Genomic DNA, 22,774 nt, shown 5'->3' on the forward strand with positions numbered 1-22,774 from the left:
GGCGGCAATGAGAAAGACATTCATGGGCGTGCGCCTGCGCAGGCTTCGTGAAGAACGGGGGCTCACCCAGCTTGCGCTCGCCAAGGCTCTAGAGATCTCACCCTCCTATCTGAATCAACTCGAAAATAACCAGCGGCCGCTGACCGTGCCGGTGCTGCTGAAGATCAATTCGGCCTTCGGCATCGATGTGCAGATGTTCTCGGACGACGACGAGGCGCGCCTGATCGCGGACCTGCGCGATGCCCTGTCCGAGGTCGGCCCGGGCGGCCCCGTATCGCTTGCCGAAATCCGGGAACTGGCGACGGCCATGCCGGCGGTGGGCAAGGCGCTGGTCGGGCTGCACCGCCGCAACCGCCAGATGCTGGAACGGACCGAGGCGATGCTTTCCACCCTCGGCGACGACAAGCGCGCCTTCACCGCCCTGGCCCCGCCCATGCCCTACGAGGAGGTGCGCGATTTCTTCTACGGCAAGGGCAACCACATCCCCGAACTGGACGAGGCGGCGGAACGCCTCTATGCCGAGGCCGGCCTTGCCCCGGGGCAGGTGGCGGCGGGCCTTTCCGCCTATCTCGGCCGGCGGCACGATGTCCGCATCGAATTCACGGAGGGGGAAGGGACACCCAAGCGCCGCTTCGATCCGCGCAGCCGGGTGATCCGGCTCTCGCCCTTTCTCCGCCCGGGCCAGGTCGCGTTCCAGCTGGCGACGCAGATCGCCTTTCTCGAACAGCGCCCTGTGATCGATGCCGTCACCGCCGCGGCCCCGCTGTCGAGCGACGAGGCGCGCAACCTCGCCCGTCTCGGCCTTGCGCATTATTTCGCCGGCGCCCTGATCCTGCCCTACGGCCGCTTCCTGGCCGAGGCGGAACGGCTTCGCTACGACATCGAGCGCCTCGCCACCCGCTTCGGCGTCGGCTTCGAGACCGTGTGCCACCGCCTTTCCACCCTCCAGCGGCCGGCGGCGCGGGGCGTGCCCTTCTTCCTGATCCGGGTGGACAGGGCGGGCAATATCTCCAAGCGCCAGTCGGCGACGGATTTCCACTTCTCCCGCGTCGGCGGCACCTGCCCCTTGTGGAATGTCTACGAAGCCTTCTCGACGCCGGGAAAAGTGCTGACCCAGGCGGCGCGCATGCCGGACGGGCGCGCCTATCTGTGGATCGCGCGGACGGTCTCGCGCAACAACGGCGGCTTCGGCACGCCGGCCAAGACCTTTGCCGTGGCGCTCGGCTGCGATATCGCCCATGCCGGCCGCCTGGTCTATTCCAAGGGGCTCGATCTTTCCGATCCCGATGCGGCCGTCCCCATCGGCGCCGGCTGCAAAGTGTGCGAGCGCGCCCATTGCGCCCAGCGCGCCTTCCCGCCCATCGGCCGGCCCATCGCCGTCGACGAGAATACCAGCCGCCCCGCCCCCTATTCCGTCGCTTGACGGCCCCGGCGCCCTTCCCCGGCCGCGGCTGCCCCCGCAAGCCGCGAGACCAGCCCCAACCGCGGTCACGCGCGGACGCGACGGACGGGGGGCGCCGCACGCGCGAAAACCTCGCCGGCCGGACTAGCCGAACTCGAAGGCGGAAAAGCCCTTGCGGTCGGCATCGATGGTCAGGGAGCGCGTCATCGGCGGGAAAGCGCGGGAGGAACAATTGCTCCGCTCGCACATCCGGCAGGTGACGCCGATGGGCGTAACCGATTGCATGCCGGAAAGATCCAGCCCGTCGCCGTAGACGACGCGATGGGCATGGGCGACTTCGCAGCCGAGGCTGATCGCCAGCTTCCGCCCGGCGTTGGGATAGGGGCCGCGCAGGGTTTCCACCGTGCGGGAAATCGTCAGGTACCGGGTGCCGTCCGGCAGTTCGACCGGCTGCACGATGGTCTGCCCGGGCGTCGCGAAGGCATCATAGACCCGCCAGCGCGGGCAGGTGCCGCCGAAGCGCGCGAAATGGAACCCGCCGGCGGCGAAACGCTTGGAGATATTGCCCGCATTGTCGAGGCGCAGCAGGAAGAAGGGCACGCCCTTCCGGTCGCGCCGCTGCAGGGTGGCCAGGCGGTGGGCCACCTGTTCGATGCTGGCACCGAAACGGCTGGCCAGCACGTCGATGTCGAAGCGGACCGCCTCCGCCGCATCGATGAAACGGCCATAGGGCATCATCAAGGCGCCGGCGAAGTGATTGGCCAGGCCGATGCGGTAAAGCCTGCGGGCATCCTCGGTCTTGAAGGGGGCCGCCGCCACCAGCCGGTCCAGGGTCGCCGCTTCCGACAGCAGGGCGATCTGCACGCCCGATTGGAACACCCGGCTGGCCATGGGCAGCATTTCCGACAGCATCAGGCGCCGGCCGCCCGCATCGAAGCGGCGCTGCGCCTCGGGCATGGCTTCGACCGGCATGACGATCACCTTCACCTGGTGCTTTTCGCGCAAATGGTCCCGCAGGGCGGCGAAGAGATCGTCCGTATGACTCAGCCGGCCGTGCAGGGCTTCGGCGGCATCGTCCACCTCCTCGATATAATTGTGGCGGCGGTGGAACTGGTCGCGGACCTCCTCGATCGGGAAGGGTTCGGCGGCCGGCGGCATCTGGCGGTCGGCCTCGCCGCCCGTCTCCACCGCCGGGGTCACCGCCTTCCGATAAGCGCCGTATAGGGCGAGGAAGGCCGCCGCCAGATCGGGCTGGCCGGACGCCACCTCGACGATGGCCCCCGCCGTCGGCATGCGGCCGCCGAAGACGGGGTCGGTCAGGGCCTCGGTCATTTCCGCCGCCACCCGCGCCTGCTGGTCGCCGCGCAAATCCCGCAGGTCCAGGTCGTAAACCTCGGCAAGGCGCAGCAGCAATTGGGTGGTCAGGGGCCGCTGGTTCCGCTCGACCAGGTTCAGATAGCTGCCGGATACCCCCAGCGCTTCCGCCATCCCGGTCTGGGTCAGGCCCATGGCCAGCCGCAACTGCCGCACGCGCGGCCCGGCAAAGACTTTCTTTTCCCGCTCCATGGCCCTGCTTGACAATCCTTACAAGATCGCCCCATTAACTGTTAAATCATTGACATATAAACACTTTTTTACAAGGCGGATGATTGCCCCAGGCGCCCTCTTTGTAAAGACTGTCCACAACAGAACGGCTTTACGCGACTGGAGCGCACCATGACCGACAGCGACATCATCACCATCCCCGGTGCCGGCAGCTGCCCCATGCCGACCGATCTCGAAGGCATCATCGAAGCCCTGTCCCACGATGTGGCCCGCATGAACGAAACCATCCGCAAGGCCATGGCTGCCGGCGCCATCGTCGAGATCAAGCGGACCGACCGGGTCCATTCCGGCGACGGCCGCTGGGCGGACCAGATGAGCCCGGTGGTCAATCTCAATCGCGCCCGCTGACCCATTCTTCGCGCACTGCCGCCGGGGCCCCCACCCCGGCGGCTTTTTTTTGAGGATCGCCCATGACATCCCGCGTTACCCGCCATCGTCTCCAGGTCGCGGCCGAGCTTGCCGCCTTCATCGAGGACCGGGCCCTGCCGGGCACGGGCATCGAGGCCGGGGCCTTCTGGGCCGGCCTCGACGCCATCGCCCATGACCTCGCCCCGAAGAACAAGGCCCTGCTGGCGAAGCGCGACGACATCCAGGCCCAGATCGACGCCTGGCACCGGGCGAACGGCAAGGGCGACCTTGCCGCCTACAAGGCGTTCCTTTCCGGGATCGGCTATCTCGCCCCCGTGCCCGATCATGTCGCCATCGAGACCACGGGCATCGACACGGAAATCTCGGCCCAGGCCGGGCCCCAGCTCGTCGTGCCGGTGATGAATGCACGCTATGCCCTCAATGCCGTGAATGCCCGCTGGGGCAGTCTCTACGATGCCCTCTACGGCACCGATGCCATTCCCGAGACCGGCGGTGCCGAGAAGGGCAAGGGCTACAACCCGGCCCGGGGCGACAAGGTCATCGCCTATGCCCGCGACGTTCTCGACCTCGCCGCCCCGCTTGCCGGCGGCAGCCACAAGGATGCCCGCGGCTATGCCATCGCCGGCGGCGTCCTGGTCGCCGTCATGGGCGACGGCGAGATCGGCCTGGCCGATCCCGGCCAATATGTCGGCTACAGCGGCCCGGTGGAGGCGCCCACCGCGATCCTGCTGGTCAACAACGGGCTGCACATCGAAATCCAGATCGACAAGACCCATCCCATCGGCAGCACCGATCCCGCCGGGGTCAAGGACCTGCTGGTGGAAGCGGCGCTGACCACGATCATGGACTGCGAGGATTCGGTCGCCGCGGTCGATGCGGCGGACAAGGTCGTCGCCTATGGCCATTGGCTGGGCCTGATGCAGGGCACGCTGACGGAAGAGGTGGCGAAGGCTGGCCGGAGCTTCACCCGCGCCATGAACCCGGACCGGACCTATGCGACGCCGGGCGGCGGCACGCTCACCCTGCCGGGCCGCTCGCTGATGTTCATCCGCAATGTCGGCCACCTGATGACCAACCCGGCGATCCTGCTCGAAGACGGCAGCGAAATCCCGGAAGGCATATTGGATGCGGTGGTCTCGGTCACGATCGCCAGGCACGACCTGCTGGGCACGGGCCCCCTGCGCAATTCCCGCGCCGGTTCGATCTATATCGTGAAGCCGAAGATGCATGGGCCGGAAGAGGTTGCCTTCGCCGACGAGCTTTTCGGCCGGGCGGAGGAACTGGCCGGCCTCGCCCCCTATACGGTGAAGCTCGGCATCATGGACGAGGAACGCCGGACGACCGTGAACCTGAAGGCTGCCATCGCGGCGGCCAAGCACCGGGTGGCCTTCATCAACACGGGCTTCCTGGACCGCACGGGCGACGAGATCCATACCTCGATGGAAGCCGGGCCCATGGTGCGGAAGGGCGCGATGAAGTCATCCGCCTGGATCTCGGCCTACGAGCGGAACAATGTCCTGACCGGCCTTGCCTGCGGCCTGCGCGGCAAGGCGCAGATCGGCAAGGGCATGTGGGCGATGCCGGACCTGATGGGCGAGATGCTGAAGCAGAAGGTCGCCCATCCGAAGGCCGGGGCCAACACGGCCTGGGTGCCGTCGCCGACCGCCGCCACCCTGCACGCCCTGCATTACCACGAGGTCGATGTGGCTGAGATCCAGGCCGGGCTGGAAGGCCAGTCGGAAGACGTGCTGGATGCCCTGCTGACCATCCCGGTCGCCACCGACACCAATTGGTCGCCGGACGAGATCCGGGCGGAACTGGACAATAACGCGCAAGGCATCCTCGGCTACGTGGTGCGCTGGATCGACCAGGGGGTCGGCTGTTCCAAAGTGCCGGATATTAACGACATCGGCCTGATGGAAGACCGGGCGACCTTGCGCATCTCCAGCCAGCATATGGCGAACTGGTTGCATCACGGCATCGTGACCGCGGATCAGGTGCACGAGACCTTCCGGCGCATGGCGGCCGTCGTCGATGGCCAGAATGCGGGCGATCCCCTCTACAAGCCCATGGTGCCGGCCTATGAGGGGAGTGTCGCCTATCAGGCCGCCCTCGACCTCGTGTTCAAGGGCCGCGAGCAGCCGAGCGGCTACACCGAACCCCTGCTGCACAAGTGGCGCCTCGTCGCCAAGGGCTAGCAACCCGTCGCGATACGGCCCGGTCATGGCGGGCGGTATCGCGGCCGCCGGCGGCGATGATCACCACCGTCGCCGCCGGCATTCCTAGGGCATGAAAAAGGCGCCGCCCCTTTCGGGAGCGGCGCCTTTTGTCGTTCGCCGGGTTACTCGGCGGCGAATTGGTTCATCGTGTTGGCATGGCCGCCCGCCTTCAGCGCGCGTTCGCCCGACACCATTTCCTTGAAGCTGTCGCCCAGGTCCGAGCCCACTTCATGCTGGTGCTTCACCGCCGAGACGCCGCGCCGGATTTCCTCGCGCTGCACGGTGGCGACATAGGCCAGCATCTTGTCGTCGCCGAAATAGCCGCGCGACAGTTCGTCCATCGACTTTGCCGTCAGGTGGAAGGTCGGCAGGGTGATGAGATTGTGGAAGACGCCGGCGCGGGCCGAAATATCGGCCTGGAAGCGCTGGAGGCGGGCATCCGCCTCGCGGCCGAGGTCGGTGGCATCGAAATCCGCCTTCATCAGCTCGTTGCCGTCCGGGTAATCGGTCTCGGCGATCTTGCCGTCCTTCAGCCATTGGGCGCGGACTTGCCTCCGCAGGTTCAGGGTCCAGTTGAAGCTGGGGGAATTATTGTAGGTCAGCTTCGCCTTCGGCACGGCCTTGCGGATTTCGTTCACCATGCCGGCGATCTCGTCCACATTCGGGGTGTCGGTCTCGATCCACAGGAGATCGGCACCGCCCTGGGTCAGGGAGGCGATGCAATCCTCGACCACCCGCTGCTTGCCCGTGCCCTCCTTGAAGGGGAAGAGGCCGTTCGGCAGGCGCTGCGGGCGCACGAACTGGCCGCCTTGGTAGAGGGCCAGTTCGCCCTCGCGGATCGGCTTGTCCGCCGTGATCGGCTCCACCTTCAGCCACTTGATGTATTCGGCGGCGAGATCCCCCGGGACCTGCGAGACCGGCACCTTCTGGGTCAGGCCGGCGCCCAGACTGTCGGTGCGGGCGACGATCACGCCCTCGTCCACGCCCAATTCCTCGAAGGCGAGGCGGCAGGCACGCAGCTTCTCGATGAAATCCTCGCGTGGGACCGTGACCTTGCCGTCCTGGTGGCCGCACTGCTTGGCGTCAGAGACCTGGTTCTCGATCTGCAGGCAGCAGGCGCCGGCCTTGATCATTTCCTTGGCGAGGAGATAGGTCGCATGCTCGTTGCCGAAGCCGGCATCGATGTCGGCGATGATCGGCACCACATGGGTCTCGAAACCGTCGATCGCCGCGATCGCCTTGGCCTCCGCCGCCGCATCGCCCTGGGCCCGCGCCGCCTTCAGGTCCTTGAACAGGTCGTTCAGCGCCACTTCATCGGCCTGGCGCAGCGAGACATAGATCTCCTCGATCAATTCGACGACGGCGGTCTTCTCGTGCATCGACTGGTCGGGCAGGTGACCCCAGCGGTTGCGGAGACCCGCCACCATCCAGCCCGACAGATAGACATAGGTGCCCCTGGCCGTGCCGCGCAGGCGCTTCACCGACTTGATCATCTGCTGGGCATGGAAACCCGACCAGCAGCCCAGCGACTGGGTGAATTTTCCGGCATCGGCATCATAGGCCGCCATGTCCCGGCGCATGACGCCGGCCATCCCGCGCGCGATGTCGAGATGGGTGCCATAGGTATTCTGCACCTTCAGCTGGACGATATCGTCGACCGAGACGCCGCCGGGCGTCTGGCCCGAGGGGTAACGCGCGGCGACCTCGGCCACGAGGTCGGCATAGGATTTGCGATTGGACATTGGGGGGCTCCTCGCGGATCGCGTCGGGAAGGGGTGTATCGGCCCCGGTCCTGGGCCGACACCTGGCGCGATGCTAGGCGGGCGGCCCGCCCCGTTAAAGACAACCATTTGAAAATAAAGGTAAATTTGTCAAAGACCTGACCGCCCGGAAACAATCGTGGTAAATCCTGTCAAGATCGGGCCGCCCAGGCGCGGCTTGACGACTCTCCCCCGCCGGCCACAAGATGTCCGCAGCATGGTTCCCCGGAATCACAAGATCCGGGGCTAAGAGGGAATTCGGTCAAGGGAATCCCCCGATTCCGAAGCTGCCCCCGCAACTGTAAGCGACGAGCCTGCCCAAGATACGCCACTGGACCGTCCGGCCCGGGAAGGCGGGGCAAGGCGACGACCCGCGAGCCAGGAGACCTGCCATGCCGATGATTGTCCACGGGCGGGGTGTCCCGGGCGGATGGCCGTCGGCGGGCGGATAAGCCCTGCCCATGGCATCCCGGCGCCCCACCGATCAGGAGGGGATCGAACGTGTCGCTGCCGGCCTATGATTTCGACCACAACGGTCATCTCGTCCCGCTTCCCGCCGCGCGGCCCGCGCCCCGCGTCGCCCCCCTGCCCCGCCCCCTGGCGCAGCCGCCCCGGCCGGCCGACCTGACGCTGGTGCGCGCCCGCGACGCCAAGCTCACCGCTTTCGGCAAGGCGACGCTGGACGACCGCTACCTGATGCCGGGCGAATCGTACCAGGACCTGTTCGCCCGCGTCGCCTGTGCCTATGCCGACGATGTGGACCATGCCCAGCGGCTCTATGACGCCATCTCGAACCTGTGGTTCATGCCGGCGACGCCCGTATTGTCGAATGGCGGGACGACCCGCGGCCTGCCCATTTCCTGCTTCCTGAATTCCGTGCCGGACAGTCTGGACGGCATCGTCGAGACCTGGAACGAGAATGTGGCGCTGGCCTCCAACGGCGGCGGCATCGGCACCTATTGGGGCCGGGTGCGTTCCATCGGCGAGGCGGTGAAGGGCTGCGGCGAGACCTCCGGCATCATTCCCTTCATCCATGTCATGGATGCGCTCACCCTCGCGATCTCGCAAGGCTCGCTGCGCCGGGGCTCGGCCGCAGTTTATCTCGACGTGCATCACCCGGAGATCGAGGAATTCCTCGAAATCCGCAAGTCGTCCGGCGATTTCAACCGCAAGGGCCTGAACCTGCACCATGGCATCAACATCACCGATGCCTTCATGGCGGCGGTGAAGACGGGCGAGATGTTCCCGCTGATCAGCCCGAAATCGGGGGCGGTGCTGCGCCATGTCGATGCCCGCCAATTGTGGCAGCGCATCCTGGAGACCCGGTTGCAGACCGGCGAGCCCTATCTCCTCTTCATCGACACGGTGAACAAGGCCCTGCCCCGCCACCAGCGCGACCTGGGGCTGAAAGTCTCGACCTCCAACCTCTGCTCGGAAATCACCCTGCCCACCGGCACGGACCACCGCGACGCGGAGCGCACCGCCGTCTGCTGCCTGTCGTCCCTGAACATCGAGACTTACGACGAATGGTGCAATGAGGAAGGCTTCATCGAGGATGTCATGCGCTTCCTCGACAATGTCTTGACCAGTTTCATCGAAAGCGCACCCGAGACGATGGCGCAGGCGAAATATTCCGCCATGCGCGAGCGTTCGGTCGGGCTCGGGGTCATGGGCTTTCATTCCTTCCTGCAAGCGAAGGGCATCCCCTTCGAAAGCGCCATGGCGAAGTCGTGGAACATGCGCATCTTCCGGCAGATCCGGCGCGAGGCGGATGCCGCCTCCGTCCTTTTGGCGGAGGAGCGCGGCGCCTGCCTCGATGCCGCCGAACGCAGCCTGAAGGCCCGCTTCAGCAACAAGATCGCCATCGCCCCCACCGCTTCGATCAGCATCATCTGCGGCGGGGCATCCGCCTGTATCGAGCCGATCCCAGCCAATATCTACAACCACAAGACCCTGTCCGGCGCCTTCGTGGTGCGGAACCCCTATCTGACCGACCTGCTGGCCGGAAAGGGCCTGGACACCCAGGAAACCTGGACCTCGATCCTTGAACACGAAGGCTCGGTCCAGCATCTCGACGCCCTCGACGAGCACGAGAAGGCCGTGTTCCGCACCGCCTTCGAGATCGACCAGCGCTGGCTGATCGACCTCGCCGCAGACCGCGCGCCTTTTATCTGCCAGAGCCAGTCGCTGAACCTCTATATCCCCGCCGATGTCGACAAATGGGACCTGCACATGCTGCATTGGTCCGCCTGGGCGCGCGGCATCAAGAGCCTTTACTACTGCCGGTCCAAATCGGTCAGCCGCGCGGGCTTCGCCGGCAAGCTGGAGGCGCCGGCGCGGAAAGACTATGAGGAATGCCTCGCCTGCCAATAGGCTTCGCAAACTTCGCAGATTTGCAGGACGGCTTCGGCAAATCCTCACCATTTCAGGCATTCACGGCAAGGGGCGACCTTTCCGAAGATGGCGGCCACAGGCCTCTTCGGAACAGGAAACGTCCCATGAACGCGATCGCGCCCGAGACCGCAGTCCCCTTCAAGCCCAAGAAATCCGTGGCCCTGTCGGGCGTCGCCGCCGGCAATACCGCGCTGTGCACGGTGGGCAAGTCCGGCAACGACCTGCATTACCGGGGCTATGACATCCTGGACATTGCCGAGCGCTGCGAATTCGAGGAAGTGGCGCACCTGCTGGTCCACGGCAAGCTGCCGACCATGGCCGAACTCAAGGCCTACAAGGCCCGGCTGAAAGCCCTGCGCGGGTTGCCGAGCAACGTCCGCCAGGCGCTGGAATGCCTGCCCGCCTCGGCGCACCCGATGGATGTGATGCGCACCGGGGTCTCCGCGCTCGGCTGCGCCTTGCCGGAAAAGGACGACCACAATATTCCGGGCGCGCGCGACATCGCCGACCGGCTGATGGCCTCCCTCGGTTCCATGCTGCTTTACTGGTACCACTGGTCGACCAACGGCCGCCGCATCGAGGTCGAAACGGACGACGACAGTATCGGCGCCCATTTCCTGCACCTGCTGCACGGGCGTAAGCCTTCGGCGCTGTGGGAGCGGGCCATGCACACGTCCCTGATCCTCTATGCCGAGCATGAATTCAATGCCTCGACCTTCACCGGCCGGGTCATCGCCGGCACCGGATCGGACGTCTACTCGGCCATCACCGGCGCCATCGGCGCGCTGCGCGGGCCAAAGCACGGCGGCGCCAATGAAGTCGCCTTCGAGACCCAGAAGCGTTACGACAGTCCGGACGAAGCGGAGGCCGACATCCGCGCCCGCGTCGAGCGAAAGGAAGTGGTGATCGGCTTCGGCCACCCGGTCTATACGGTCGCTGATCCGCGCAACGAAGTGATCAGGCGCGTTGCCCACCAATTGTCGGTCGACGCCGGCTCGACCAGGATGTTCGACATCGCGGCGCGCCTGGAAACCGTGATGTGGGAGGTGAAGCGGATGTTCCCGAACCTCGATTGGTTCAGCGCCGTCAGCTATCACATGATGGGCGTGCCGACGGCGATGTTCACCCCCCTCTTCGTCATCGCCCGTACCTCCGGCTGGGCGGCGCATATCATCGAGCAGCGGATCGACAATAAGATCATCCGCCCCAGCGCCAATTACACCGGCCCGGAAGACCGCGCCTTCGTCGCCATCGACCAGCGGCAGTAACGCCCATGAACACGGCTTACCGCAAGAAACTGCCGGCGACGGCGCTCGATTATTTCGATGCGCCGGCCGCCGTCGAGGCCATCCGCCCCGGCGCCTGGGCGGGGCTGCCCTATGTCTCGCGCGTGCTGGCGGAACAATTGGTCCGCCGCTGCGATCCGGCCCTGCTGACCGATGCCCTTCGCCAATTGGTGGAACGGCGGCGCGACCTGGATTTCCCGTGGTATCCGGCCCGTGTCGTCTGCCACGACATCCTGGGGCAGACGGCCCTGGTCGATCTCGCCGGGCTGCGCGATGCGATCGCCGACCAGGGCGGCGATCCCGCCAAGGTGAACCCGGTGGTGCCCACCCAATTGATCGTGGACCATTCCCTGGCGGTCGAATACGGCGGCTTCGACCCCCAGGCTTTCGAGAAGAACCGTGCCGTCGAGGACCGCCGCAACGAGGATCGTTTCCACTTCATCGAATGGACCAAACAGGCTTTCGAGAATGTGGACGTGATCCCCGCCGGCAACGGCATCATGCACCAGATCAACCTCGAAAAAATGTCGCCGGTGGTCCAGGTGCGCGACGGCGTCGCCTTTCCCGATACATGCGTCGGCACCGACAGCCATACTCCCCATGTCGATGCCCTGGGCGTCATCGCCATCGGCGTCGGCGGGCTGGAGGCGGAGACGGTCATGCTGGGCCGGGCGTCCATGATGCGCCTGCCCGATATCGTCGGCGTGCGCCTGGGCGGGCGGCGCCAGCCCGGCATCACCGCGACCGACATCGTGCTGGCCCTGACCGAATTCCTGCGCCAGGAACGGGTGGTGGGCGCCTGGGTCGAATTCTTCGGCGAGGGCGCCGCCAGCCTCTCCATCGGCGACCGGGCGACGATTTCCAACATGTGCCCCGAATATGGCGCCACCGCCGCCATGTTCCATATCGACGGCCAGACCATCGATTACCTGCGCCTGACCGGGCGGGAGGCGGAACAGGTCGCCCTGGTCGAGCTTTATGCCCGCACCCTCGGCCTCTGGGCCGATGCGCTGGCGAGCGCCGAATACGAGCGGGTGCTGGAGTTCGATCTCGGCACCGTCGTCCGCAACATGGCCGGCCCCTCCAACCCGCACCGCCGCCTGCCGACCTCGGCGCTGGCCGAACGCGGCATCGCCATCGATCTGGACAGGGCGCGGGAACAGGAGCAAGAGGGCCTGCTGCCGGATGGCGCGGTGATCATCGCCGCCATCACCTCGTGCACCAATACCTCGAACCCGCGCAATGTGGTTGCCGCCGGCCTGCTGGCGAAAAAGGCCAACGACCTGGGCCTCGCCCGGAAGCCCTGGGTGAAGTCCTCCTTCGCGCCGGGGTCCAAGGTGGCGCGGCTCTATCTCGAAGACTCCGGCCTGCTGGCGGAACTGGAAAAACTCGGCTTCGGCATCGTCGCCTATGCCTGCACCACCTGCAACGGCATGTCCGGCGCGCTGGACCCGGCGATCCAGCAGGAAATCATCGACCGCGACCTTTATGCGACCGCCGTTCTATCCGGCAACCGCAATTTCGACGGCCGCATCCACCCTTATGCCAAGCAAGCCTTCCTCGCCTCCCCGCCCCTGGTGGTGGCCTATGCCATTGCCGGCACCATCCGCTTCGACATCGAGCAGGATGTGCTGGGCCATGGCCCGGACGGCAGGCCCGTGACCTTGAAGGACCTCTGGCCCTCGGATGCGGAGATCGATGCCATCGTCGCCGCTTCGGTGAAACCGGAACAGTTCCGCCAGGTCTACGAGCCGATGTTCGGCAAGGGCCGGCCGGCGGCGGTGAAGGCCAGCCCGCTCTACGACTGGCGGCCGCACTCCACCTATATCCGCCGCCCGCCCTATTGGGATACGGAAGGGATCGGCGCCCTGGCGGCGGTGCCGCGCACGCTGACGGGCATGCGCCCCCTCGCCGTGCTGCCGGACAATATCACCACCGATCACCTGTCGCCCTCCAACGCCATCCTGGCGCATTCGGCGGCGGGCGAATATCTGACCCGCATGGGCGTGCCGGAGGAGGATTTCAATTCCTACGCCACCCATCGCGGCGACCATCTGACCGCCATGCGCGCCACTTTCGCCAATCCCCAACTGGTGAACGAAATGGCCGTGGTCGACGGCGCGGTGAAGAAGGGCTCCCTGACCCGGCTGGAGCCGGACGGCCAGGTGATGCGCATGTGGGAAGCGATCGAGACCTATATCGAGCGCCGCCAGCCGCTGATCGTGGTCGCCGGGGCCGATTACGGCCAGGGGTCAAGCCGCGACTGGGCGGCCAAGGGTGTCCGCCTTGCCGGCGTCGAGGCCATCGTCGCGGAAGGCTTCGAGCGCATCCACCGCACCAACCTGATCGGCATGGGCGTGCTGCCGCTGGAATTCAAGCCGGGCACCACGCGCCTCACCCTCGGTCTCGACGGCAGCGAGACTTATGACGTCGCGGGCGAGCGGAAGCCCCGGACCGAACTGGCCCTGGTCATCCGCCGCCGCAGCGGCGAGACCCTGAACGTGCCCGTCACCTGCCGCCTGGACACGGCGGAAGAAGTCTCGATCTATGAGGCCGGCGGCGTGCTGCAACGCTTCGCCCAGGATTTCCTGGCCGCCGAACCCCCGAAACGGGAGGCGATCTGAATGCCCTTTCCCCCGCAGCTCCGCATCCCCGCGACCTATATGCGCGGCGGCACCAGCAAGGGCGTATTCTTCCGCCTGGACGACCTGCCCGAGGCCTGCCGTACCCCCGGCCCGGCCCGCGACCGCCTGTTCCTGCGCGCCATCGGCAGCCCCGACCCCTATGGCAAGCAGACGGACGGCATGGGGGGCGCCACATCGAGCACCAGCAAGGCGGTGATCCTGTCGAAGAGCAGCCGGCCCGGCCATGACGTCGATTATCTCTATGGCCAGGTCTCCATCGACACGGCTTTCGTCGACTGGTCGGGCAATTGCGGCAACCTGTCGACGGCGGCGGGCGCCTTCGCGCTTCATGCCGGCCTTGTCGATCCCGCCCGGGTGCCGGGGGACGGCATCTGCACCGTCCGCATCTGGCAGGCCAATATCGGCAAGACCATCGTCGCCCATGTCCCCGTCACGAAGGGCGCGGTGCAGGAGACCGGGGATTTCGAGTTGGACGGCGTAACCTTCCCCGCCGCCGAGATCGTGCTGGAATTCCTCGTCCCCGCCGATGAAGGGGAGGACGGCGGCGCCCTGTTCCCGACCGGCAACCTGGTGGACGAGCTTGACGTGCCGGAAGCCCTGGTCCCCGGCGGCCGGCTGAAGGCGACGCTGATCAATGCCGGCATTCCCACCATCTTCGTCGATGCCGCCGCCATCGGCTATCGCGGCACCGAATTGCAGGGCGACATCAATGGCGACGAGGCGGCCCTGGCCCGCTTCGAGGCGCTGCGCACCATCGGCGCCTTGCGCATGGGCCTGATCCGCGACGCGGCGGAGGCGGCGAAGCGCCAGCACACGCCGAAGATCGCCTTCGTCGCGCCCCCGGCCGATTACACCGCCTCCAGCGGGCGGACCGTGCGGGCCGGGGAGATCGACCTCCTGGTCCGCGCCCTGTCCATGGGCCGGCTGCACCATGCCATGATGGGCACGGCCGCGGTCGCCATCGCCACGGCGGCGGCCGTGCCCGGCACCCTGGTCAATCTCGCCGCCGGCGGCGGCACGCGCGAGGCGGTCCGCTTCGGGCATCCGTCCGGCACGCTGCGGGTGGGCGCGGCGGCGGCGCTGGTCGAGGGCCGGTGGCAGGTAACCAAGGCGATCATGAGCCGCAGCGCCCGCATCCTGATGGAAGGCTGGCTGCGCGTGCCCGCCGAGACGATCTGAAAAGCAACCTTCAAGGAAACACCATGTCTACCCGCAAGCAATTGAAGGCCCTGGTGGAAGCCCGCCGCGGCGTGATCGTGCCCGGCGCCTTCAACGCCCTGTCCGCCAAGGTGGTGGAGGACCTGGGCTTCGAGGCGATCTATGTCACCGGTGCCGGGGTCACCAACATGTGGTTCGGCCTGCCGGACCAGGGCTTCATGGGATTGGCCGAGATCGCCGACCATACCGCCCGCATCCGCGATACCGTGAATGTTCCCCTGCTGGTCGATGCCGACACCGGCTTCGGCAATGCGCTGAACGTCTATCACACCGTGCGCACGCTGGAACGGGCCGGGGCCGACTGCATCCAGCTGGAAGACCAGGTGGCGCCCAAGCGCTGCGGCCATTTCGCCGGCAAGGACGTGATCCCGACCGATGAAGCGGTCGCCAAGATCAAGGCCGCCGTCGATGCCCGGCGCGATGCCGACCTGATGATCATGGCCAGGACCGATGCCGCCGCCGTCCACGGCTTCGAGGCCGCGATCGAGCGCGCCGCGAAATTCGCGGAGGCCGGCGCCGACATCCTCTTCGTCGAGGCGGTGACCAGCGCCGACGAGATCCGCGCCCTGCCGCAGCGCCTGGACCGGCCGCAACTGATGAACATGGTGATCGGGGGCAAGACCCCGATCTTCAACGCGACCGATCTCGCCGGCCTCGGCTACGGCCTCGTCCTCTATGCCAATGCCGCCCTTCAAGGCGCCGTCGCCGGCATGCAGAAGGCCCTGACCGTGCTCCGCGACGAAAAGGAAGTGACGGAAAGCAGCGGCCTCGTCACCCCCTTCGCCGAACGCCAGCGTCTGGTCGGCAAGCCGGAATGGGACGCCCTCGAAAAGCGCTACAGCTAAGCGGCCAATGAAATGGCCCGGACCATCGGGGTCCGGGCCATTTCATCCGTCCGGGATCGGCGGATCAGAAGTCGAAGTCGCCGCCGCCCGGGCCGCCTGCCGGCGCGGCCGGCGCCTTCTTCTCGGGCTTTTCGGTGATCAGGGCTTCCGTCGTGATCAGCAGGCCGGCGACCGAGGCCGCATCCTGCAAGGCGACGCGCACGACCTTGGCGGGGTCGATGATGCCGGCCTTGAGCAGGTCGGTGAATTCGCCCTTCTGCGCGTCGTAACCCCAGGCGGTGCTCTTCGATTCGAGCAGCTTGCCGACCACGATCGAGCCGTCGGTGCCCGAGTTCTCGGCGATCTGGCGCACCGGCGCCTGGAGGGCCTTGCGCACGATCTCGATGCCGGCGCGCTCGTCGTCATTGCCCGGCTTCAGCTTGTCGATGGCGCGGGCACCGTAGAACAGGGTGATGCCGCCGCCCGGGACGATGCCTTCCTCGATCGCGGCGCGGGTCGCATGCACCGCATCGTCGACCCGGTCCTTCTTCTCCTTCACCTCGACCTCGGTCGCGCCGCCGACGCGGATCAGGGCGACGCCGCCGGCAATCTTCGCCAGGCGCTCCTGCAATTTCTCGCGGTCGTAGTCCGAGGTGGTTTCGGCGATCTGGGCCTTGATCTGGGCCGCGCGGGCCTCGATCAGCGCCTTCCTGCCGGCGCCGGCGACAACGGTGGTGTCGTCCTTGGTGATGCGGATCTTCTTGGCGCTGCCGAGGAACGACAGGTTCACGGTCTCGAGCTTGATGCCCACGTCTTCCGAGATCACCTGGCCGTTGGTCAGGATGGCGATGTCCTCGAGGATCGCCTTGCGGCGGTCGCCGAAGCCGGGCGCCTTCACGGCGGCGATCTTCAGGCCGCCGCGCAGCTTGTTGACCACCAGGGTCGCCAGCGCCTCGCCTTCCACATCCTCGGCGATGATCAGCAGCGGGCGGCCGGACTGCACGACGGATTCGAGCAGGGGCAGCAGCGGCTGGAGCGCGGTCAGCTTCTTCTCGTGGATCAGGATATAGGGGTTTTCCAGTTCCGCGGTCAGCTTCTCGGCATTGGTGACGAAATAGGGCGAGAGATAGCCGCGATCGAATTGCAGGCCCTCGACCACGTCGAGTTCGGTTTGCAGGCTCTTCGCCTCCTCGACCGTGATCACGCCCTCGTTGCCGACCTTTTCCACCGCCTGGGCGATGATCTTGCCGATCTCGGCGTCGCCATTGGCGGAAATCGTGCCGACCTGGGCGATTTCCCCATTGGTCGAGACTTTCTTGGCCCGGGCCTGCACGTCGGCGACCACGGCCGCGACCGCGCGATCGATGCCGCGCTTGAGGTCGAGGGGGTTGAGGCCGGCGGCCACGGCCTTGGCGCCCTCGCGGACGATGGCCTGGGCGAGCACGGTCGCGGTGGTGGTGCCGTCACCGGCGAGATCGGCGGTCTTGGTCGCCACCTCGCGGACGAGCTGGGCGCCCAGGTTCTCGAAGCGGTCGGCCAGTTCGATCTCCTTGGCGACGGTAACGCCGTCCTTGGTGATGCGGGGGGCGCCGAACGACTTGTCGATGACGACATTGCGGCCCTTCGGCCCCAGCGTCACCTTCACCGCGTTGGCGAGGATGTCGACGCCGCGCAGGATCTTTTCGCGCGCTTCGCCGGCAAATTTAACGTCCTTGGCTGCCATTGCTCTTCTCCTTGGTTTTGCTGTCTCAGGCGCGCTTCTTCGCGGCCGGCTTCGCCACCTTGGCCGCCGCCGCCGTGGCGGTAGCGGTCTTCGCCGCGGGGGCGGGGGCGGCCGGCGCGAACAGGCCGATGATGTCGGCTTCCTTCAGGATCAGCAGATCCTCGCCGTCGATCTTCACCTCGGTGCCCGACCACTTGCCGAACAGCACCCGGTCGCCCGGCTTCACGTCGAGCGGCTGCAACCGGCCCGCCTCGTCGCGAAGACCGGAACCGACGGCGACGATCTCGCCTTCCTGCGGCTTCTCCTTGGCGGTGTCGGGGATGATGATGCCGCCGGCGGTACGCTCGACCTGTTCGAGACGGCGCACGACCACCCGGTCGTGAAGAGGGCGGAACGACATGGAACTGTTCTCCTGATGGGGATGCGGGATGGGATTTTTCCGGTCACGCCGAAGCCGGCCGGTGCGGAAATTCGGGAACGGGCTGCCGGGCCGGCCCCGGACAGCGAGACGCGGTCAGCGGCAACAGCGCATCGGCGTGGCCAGGCCCTCGGCGGACAGGGAAGGCATCAGTGCTGTGGCTTGCAAGGTGGCCTCGACAGAACGATTCAGGGCTGTTTCCCGACAGCCTGCGTACTCTAGTAATTTACACATTAATTATCAGCAAGATATTTTTATTTAACATTTTTGTATAGCTCAATACCCCCCCCCGCCCAAAGGCCGGTCAGCGGGGCCGGTATCCGCGGCGGGTTCACCGGCACCCGGCGATCGCCACCCGTTGCGGCATGGTGCGGGCGCGACGCGCCGCCCGGGGCATGCCGCGCAACCGGGGCCCAGGTTTTGTCACCCTTGAGAATTTCTGAATTGAAGTGGGGAAAACTTCGTAGTTCATCATTATTAGTAGAAATATTAGTTCAACACTAATATTGAGTATTATATTCGGAGGATGATATGGCGACCGTGGAGATCATCGGCCTGATCGCCGGGCATGAGCATCAGTCGAGCGAGCCCTATGTCTCGACGCCGGAATTCCTGAACCCCGCCTATGTCCGCCGGATCGCCCAGGTCCATGAGGCGGCGGGGTTCGACCGGGCGCTGATCGGCTGGGTCTCGTCCTACCCGGACGGCCTCCAGATCGCGACCCATGCGGCGGCGGCGACCAGCCGGCTGAAGTTCCTGGTCGCCCATCGCCCGGGCTTCCAGGCGCCGACCAACGCCGCCCGCGCCTTCGCCACCTTCGACCGCTTCTATCCCGGCCGCGCCGCCATCCATGTGATTTCCGGCGGCGACGACGTCGAACAGCAGCGCGACGGCGACTATCTGGGCCATGGCGAGCGCTACGCCCGCACCGACGAATATGTCGAGATCCTGAAGAAGATCTGGAACAGCAACAATGCCCCGGTCGACCACGAGGGGCGCTACTACCGCTTCAAGGGCGCCCTTTTCAACATCGAGCCCGAGTATCGCCCGCGCTTTCCGATCTATTTCGGCGGCGCGTCCGAAGCCGCCCTTCGGGTCGCGGCGCGCCATGCCGATGTCTACGCCCTGTTCGGCGAGGATCATGCGGGCGTCGCCGACCAGATCGCCCGGGTGAGAGCCGCGGCCGCCGCCCACGGCCGGCGCCCCCGCTTCTCGATCTCGTTCCGGCCGATCGTCGCCGACACGGAACAGGAAGCCTGGGACCGGGCCCATGCCCTGCTCGACCGCACCATCGCCCGCCGCCGCGAACGGGGCCTCAGCGATCCGGCCGAACCGCAGGCGGTCGGCTCCCGGCGCCTGCTGGCGACGGCGGCCAAGGGCGAGGTGCTGGACAAGCGCCTGTTCACCGCCCTCGCCAGGGTGACCGGCGCCGGCGGCAATATCACCGCCCTGGTCGGGACGGCCGAACAGGTGTCGGACGCCCTGCTCGACTATTACCGGCTGGGGGCCGACGCCTTCATCCTGCGCGGCTTCGATTCCGCCGGCGACGCCGAAATCTACGGCGCCGGGCTGATCCCCCTGCTGCGCGAGAAAGTCGCCGCCGAGAGCCCCCGGGCCCTCAGCGCCTGAAGCATCAGCGTCCCTGGGCCGATGGCGCCGACAGTGCAGGAAAACTGAACCATGCGCTTCCTGAACCTGGACATGGATATCCTGCGCACCCTGGTGATCGCGACCGATCTCGGCGGTTTCGTCCATGGCGCCGCGCGTCTCGGCCGGTCGCAGTCGGCGGTCAGCCTCCAGATGAAGAAACTGGAGGAACAGGTGGGGCAAAGCCTGTTTCGCAAGAACGGCCGCACCGTCGCCCTGACCGAGGCGGGAACGATCCTGCTGCATTACGCGCGCCGGCTGCTGGAATTGAACGACGAGGCGATATATGCCGTTCGCGGCTCGGCGATCGAAGGCGCGGTCCGCCTGGGCGTGCCGCCCGATTTCGCCGAGAAATGGCTCCCGGCCGTGCTGCTCCGCTTCAATCGGGCGCATCCCAACATCCATGTCCAATTGCAGGTGGGCCGGACCCGCGACCTTCTCGAGGAACTGGCGACCGGGGCCCTGGATCTCGCCATCGCCTTCGGCCCGACCACGGACGAGCGGGTATCGCTGCGCGCCCGCCTGCCCCTGGTCTGGCTCGGCAGCCGGACGCTGGAGGCCGACGCCCGGACCGCGGGCGGCGTCCGCCTCGCCCTGCTCGATCCGCCCTGCATGTTCCGCGAGGCCAGCATCGAAACCCTGGGCCGGGCCCGCCAGCCCTGGAAGCTGACCGCCAGCAGCCCCAGCCTGTCCGGCCTCTGGGCCATGGTCGAGGCCGGGCTCGGGGTGACGGTGCGAACCGCCCTCGGCCTGCCCGAGGGCGTGAAGGTGCTCGACGGGCGCTTCGGACTGCCCGGGCTTTCGACCATCGGCCTTTCCCTTTGCACCATGGCGGAAACGCTCAGCCCCGCCGCCTCGCGCCTCGAAACCATCCTGACCGAGACCCTGAAAAGCGACCTGCCCGCCGGCTCCGTCGTCTCGGGCCCGCGGGCGGCAGCGGCGGCAGAGGACACTTTGAAAATTCAAATTTGACCCTCGCGATCCATGGCCCCTAAAAAATCATTATCAGTAAGTAATATCATTCAATTAACACAGGTTCGGAGTTGAACATGGCCAAGACTGCGAATGGCGCCCACAGCCCCCATGCCGTCATCGGCAGCGCCGAAACGATCACGGCATCGCGCCTGTGCTGCCGCCCGAGCGGCCTCGCCATGGCGGTCTGGCTCGGCGCCGCGTTCCTCGCCGCCGGTGCGCAGGCCGAGGAAGCGGGGCAGGAACGCGCCACCGCGACCGCCGAGGTCGGCGATGTCCTGGTGACCGCGCAGCGTTACAACCAGGATCTCCAGTCGACGCCGGTTTCGGTCTCGGCGATCGGCTGGGTGGCGCTCGAGGAGCGGCAGGTCACCACCCTGAAGGGCCTGGGGGCCCAGGTGCCGGGCCTCGTCGTCGAAAGCGTGACCGCGCTCCAGAACGCGCCCCGCATCTTCCTGCGCGGCGTCGGCCAGGACAGTGCGACCTTCAACGTCGATCCCGCCGTCGGCACCTATGTCGACTTCGTCTATTACCCCCGCCTCTATGGCGCGGTCTTCGACTTCGCCGACGTCGAGCGGGTCGAGGTCCTGCGCGGGCCGCAAGGCACGCTCTATGGCCGCAACACCTCGGGCGGCGCCATCAACGTCGTGACCAAGCGCCCGTCGCAGGTCCCGACCGGCTCGATCGAAGTGTCCTACGGCAGCTACAACCAGTTCGACATCAACGGCTTCATTTCCGCCCCCATCGTGCCGAACAAGCTGGCGGCTTCGCTCGCCGTCATCCATCGCCAGCGCGACGGCATCACCTTCGCCAGCAACCAGAACACCTGGGTCAACGACCGCAACTATACGGCCGAGCGCCTGAAGCTGCTGTTCACGCCGACCGACGACCTGGAATTCGAACTGTCGGCCGACAATGTGAACGACGACAGCGGCCCCTTCTACCCGGCCGGCGTGCCCACGGCGACCGGTGTCGTCGGCGATATCTTCGCGACCGGCTCGACCCTGCCGAGCGATTCCAACTCCGACACCTGGGGCATCTCGCTCACCGGCCGCTACAAGTTGCAGGACTGGACCCTGTCCTCCATCTCGGCCTATCGCAACCTCGATTACGGCACCATCATCGCCAATCACGCGGTGGCCAATTTCGCGCTGACCAGCGGCATCTATGTCGACAACTACAGCCTCAGCCAGGAATTCAACGCCACCTACCAGGGCAAGGATTTCACCGCCGTCGGCGGCCTGTTCTACTTCCAGGAGCACACGGATTTCGAGGTCCCGGTCGGTTCCAACCCGAAAGAGCACTCGATCCAGGACACCTATAATTACGCCGCCTACGGCCAGGTCACCTATCACCTGACCGACCGCCTGGGCCTGATCGGCGGCCTGCGCTATACCCGCGACACCAAGGATCTGTGGAATTACTACTACGAGCCGACCCCGGCGGTGCCCGTGCGCTACCCGCTGGAGGGCAGCCGGACCTGGGACGGACTGACGCCGAAGCTCGGGATCGAATTCCAGGCCACGCCCGAATTCTTCACCTATGCGACCTTCACCAGCGGCTTCAAGGCCGGCGGCTGGAACCGCATCGGCCCCACGGTCAACAGCGGCCAGCTGATCTATTCGCTGTTCGACTTCGACCCCGAGAATGTCAACGCCTATGAAATCGGCGGCAAATACCAGTCGCCCGACAAGCGCTTCGTGCTCAACGTCGCCGGCTATGTGAACGACGTCACCGACCTTCATGTCACCCAGCAGATCCAGGGGACCACGGTCGGGCGCACGACCAATGCCAGCGCCGCCCGCATTCTGGGCCTCGAGCTCGAGACGTCGTTCAAGATCACGCCGGAACTGCTGGTCTACGGCAATCTCGCGGTTACCGATGCCGAGTATACGGAGACCTTCCTCTGCGCCAATCCCGCCGGCGCCTATGAGGATTGCTCCGACAAGGACCTGAAGAGCGTGTCGCCGCTGAAGGCCCTGGTCGGCTTCACCTACCAGCCGCCGCTCGACATTCCGGGCAGCATCAAGCTGGGCGCGAGCCTCAGCCATACCGCCAAATATTATAACGACGCCTACAACCGGGAGGTCGGGGCGACGGACGCCTACCAGCTGCTGAACGCCTCCATCACCTACCTGAGCGAGGACGGCCACTGGACCGCCACCCTCGAAGGCAAGAACCTGACCGACGAGCATTACTACGGCACGACCCTGATCTTCGGTGCGACCACCCTCGTCTATCCGAACGATCCGCTGACCGTGACCGCGCGTCTCGGCTACGCGTTCTAAGGCG

The 22,774-nt window shown here is 66.5% G+C and carries 15 protein-coding genes and 1 riboswitch; of the genes, 11 read left to right on the forward strand and 4 right to left on the reverse strand.

Annotation, left to right across the window (positions count from 1 at the left end; all coding sequences use genetic code 11):
- Positions 1-7: 7 nt before the first annotated feature.
- Positions 8-1,423, forward strand: a complete 1,416-nt coding sequence (locus tag DKG75_RS19955; protein WP_109922953.1) for a short-chain fatty acyl-CoA regulator family protein — start codon at positions 8-10, stop codon at positions 1,421-1,423.
- Between the two features lie 123 nt (positions 1,424-1,546).
- On the opposite strand, the gene DKG75_RS19960 is transcribed toward DKG75_RS19955, so the two are convergent.
- The gene (locus DKG75_RS19960; protein ID WP_109922954.1) at positions 1,547-2,968 is read right to left on the reverse strand and encodes a helix-turn-helix domain-containing protein; all 1,422 of its coding nucleotides are present in this window, start codon (positions 2,966-2,968) and stop codon (positions 1,547-1,549) included.
- Positions 2,969-3,118: 150 nt separating this feature from the next.
- Between DKG75_RS19960 and DKG75_RS19965 the strand changes: the two genes are divergently transcribed.
- Together DKG75_RS19965 and DKG75_RS19970 are read left to right on the forward strand one after the other, a co-directional pair.
- Positions 3,119-3,355, forward strand: coding sequence for a hypothetical protein (locus tag DKG75_RS19965; protein WP_109922955.1), 237 nt, complete (start codon positions 3,119-3,121; stop codon positions 3,353-3,355).
- A 62-nt stretch (positions 3,356-3,417) separates the two neighbouring features.
- Complete coding sequence (locus DKG75_RS19970) at positions 3,418-5,574, forward strand: malate synthase G (RefSeq protein WP_109922956.1); 2,157 nt, start codon at positions 3,418-3,420, stop codon at positions 5,572-5,574.
- A gap of 143 nt (positions 5,575-5,717) precedes the next feature.
- On the opposite strand, the gene DKG75_RS19975 is transcribed toward DKG75_RS19970, so the two are convergent.
- Positions 5,718-7,337 carry an isocitrate lyase gene (locus DKG75_RS19975; protein ID WP_109922957.1) on the reverse strand — a complete coding sequence of 540 codons (1,620 nt, stop codon included), beginning with the start codon at positions 7,335-7,337 and terminating at the stop codon, positions 5,718-5,720.
- A gap of 219 nt (positions 7,338-7,556) precedes the next feature.
- Positions 7,557-7,764, forward strand: a riboswitch (cobalamin riboswitch).
- A gap of 176 nt (positions 7,765-7,940) precedes the next feature.
- On the opposite strand from DKG75_RS19975, the gene DKG75_RS19980 reads away from it, so the two are divergent.
- The 5 genes from DKG75_RS19980 (at position 7,941) to DKG75_RS20000 (ending at position 15,743) form a co-directional block, all read left to right on the forward strand.
- Entirely contained in the window at positions 7,941-9,728 is a 1,788-nt protein-coding gene (locus DKG75_RS19980; RefSeq protein ID WP_243746589.1) for a ribonucleoside-diphosphate reductase subunit alpha, read from the forward strand.
- A gap of 125 nt (positions 9,729-9,853) precedes the next feature.
- Complete coding sequence (prpC, locus tag DKG75_RS19985) at positions 9,854-11,017, forward strand: bifunctional 2-methylcitrate synthase/citrate synthase (protein ID WP_109922959.1); 1,164 nt, start codon at positions 9,854-9,856, stop codon at positions 11,015-11,017.
- Positions 11,018-11,022: 5 nt separating this feature from the next.
- Positions 11,023-13,659 (forward strand): Fe/S-dependent 2-methylisocitrate dehydratase AcnD, encoded by a 2,637-nt coding sequence (gene acnD, locus DKG75_RS19990; protein ID WP_109922960.1) that lies wholly within the window; start codon positions 11,023-11,025, stop codon positions 13,657-13,659.
- Positions 13,660-14,859: a 2-methylaconitate cis-trans isomerase PrpF gene (gene prpF, locus DKG75_RS19995; RefSeq protein WP_109922961.1), complete on the forward strand. Its 1,200-nt coding sequence runs from the start codon at positions 13,660-13,662 to the stop codon at positions 14,857-14,859. It abuts the gene before it with no gap.
- Between the two features lie 23 nt (positions 14,860-14,882).
- A complete protein-coding gene (locus tag DKG75_RS20000) occupies positions 14,883-15,743 on the forward strand; it encodes an isocitrate lyase/PEP mutase family protein (RefSeq protein WP_109922962.1) in 861 nt (286 codons plus the stop codon).
- 64 nt (positions 15,744-15,807) lie between these two features.
- On the opposite strand, the gene groL is transcribed toward DKG75_RS20000, so the two are convergent.
- A complete protein-coding gene (groL, locus tag DKG75_RS20005) occupies positions 15,808-17,445 on the reverse strand; it encodes a chaperonin GroEL (RefSeq protein WP_109922963.1) in 1,638 nt (545 codons plus the stop codon).
- A gap of 25 nt (positions 17,446-17,470) precedes the next feature.
- Positions 17,471-17,845, reverse strand: a complete 375-nt coding sequence (locus tag DKG75_RS20010) for a co-chaperone GroES (protein ID WP_109922964.1) — start codon at positions 17,843-17,845, stop codon at positions 17,471-17,473.
- 549 nt (positions 17,846-18,394) lie between these two features.
- Between DKG75_RS20010 and DKG75_RS20015 the strand changes: the two genes are divergently transcribed.
- From DKG75_RS20015 to DKG75_RS20025, 3 genes are all read left to right on the forward strand, one after another.
- Complete coding sequence (locus DKG75_RS20015; protein WP_109922965.1) at positions 18,395-19,492, forward strand: LLM class flavin-dependent oxidoreductase; 1,098 nt, start codon at positions 18,395-18,397, stop codon at positions 19,490-19,492.
- Between the two features lie 51 nt (positions 19,493-19,543).
- On the forward strand, positions 19,544-20,482 hold the full coding sequence (locus tag DKG75_RS20020) for a LysR substrate-binding domain-containing protein (RefSeq protein ID WP_109922966.1): 939 nt from the start codon (positions 19,544-19,546) through the stop codon (positions 20,480-20,482).
- A gap of 77 nt (positions 20,483-20,559) precedes the next feature.
- A complete protein-coding gene (locus DKG75_RS20025) occupies positions 20,560-22,770 on the forward strand; it encodes a TonB-dependent receptor (protein WP_109922967.1) in 2,211 nt (736 codons plus the stop codon).
- The last annotated feature ends 4 nt before the right edge of the window (positions 22,771-22,774 follow it).

The organism is Zavarzinia compransoris, assembly GCF_003173055.1.
In the GTDB taxonomy this organism is placed as follows: Bacteria; Pseudomonadota; Alphaproteobacteria; order Zavarziniales; family Zavarziniaceae; genus Zavarzinia; species Zavarzinia compransoris.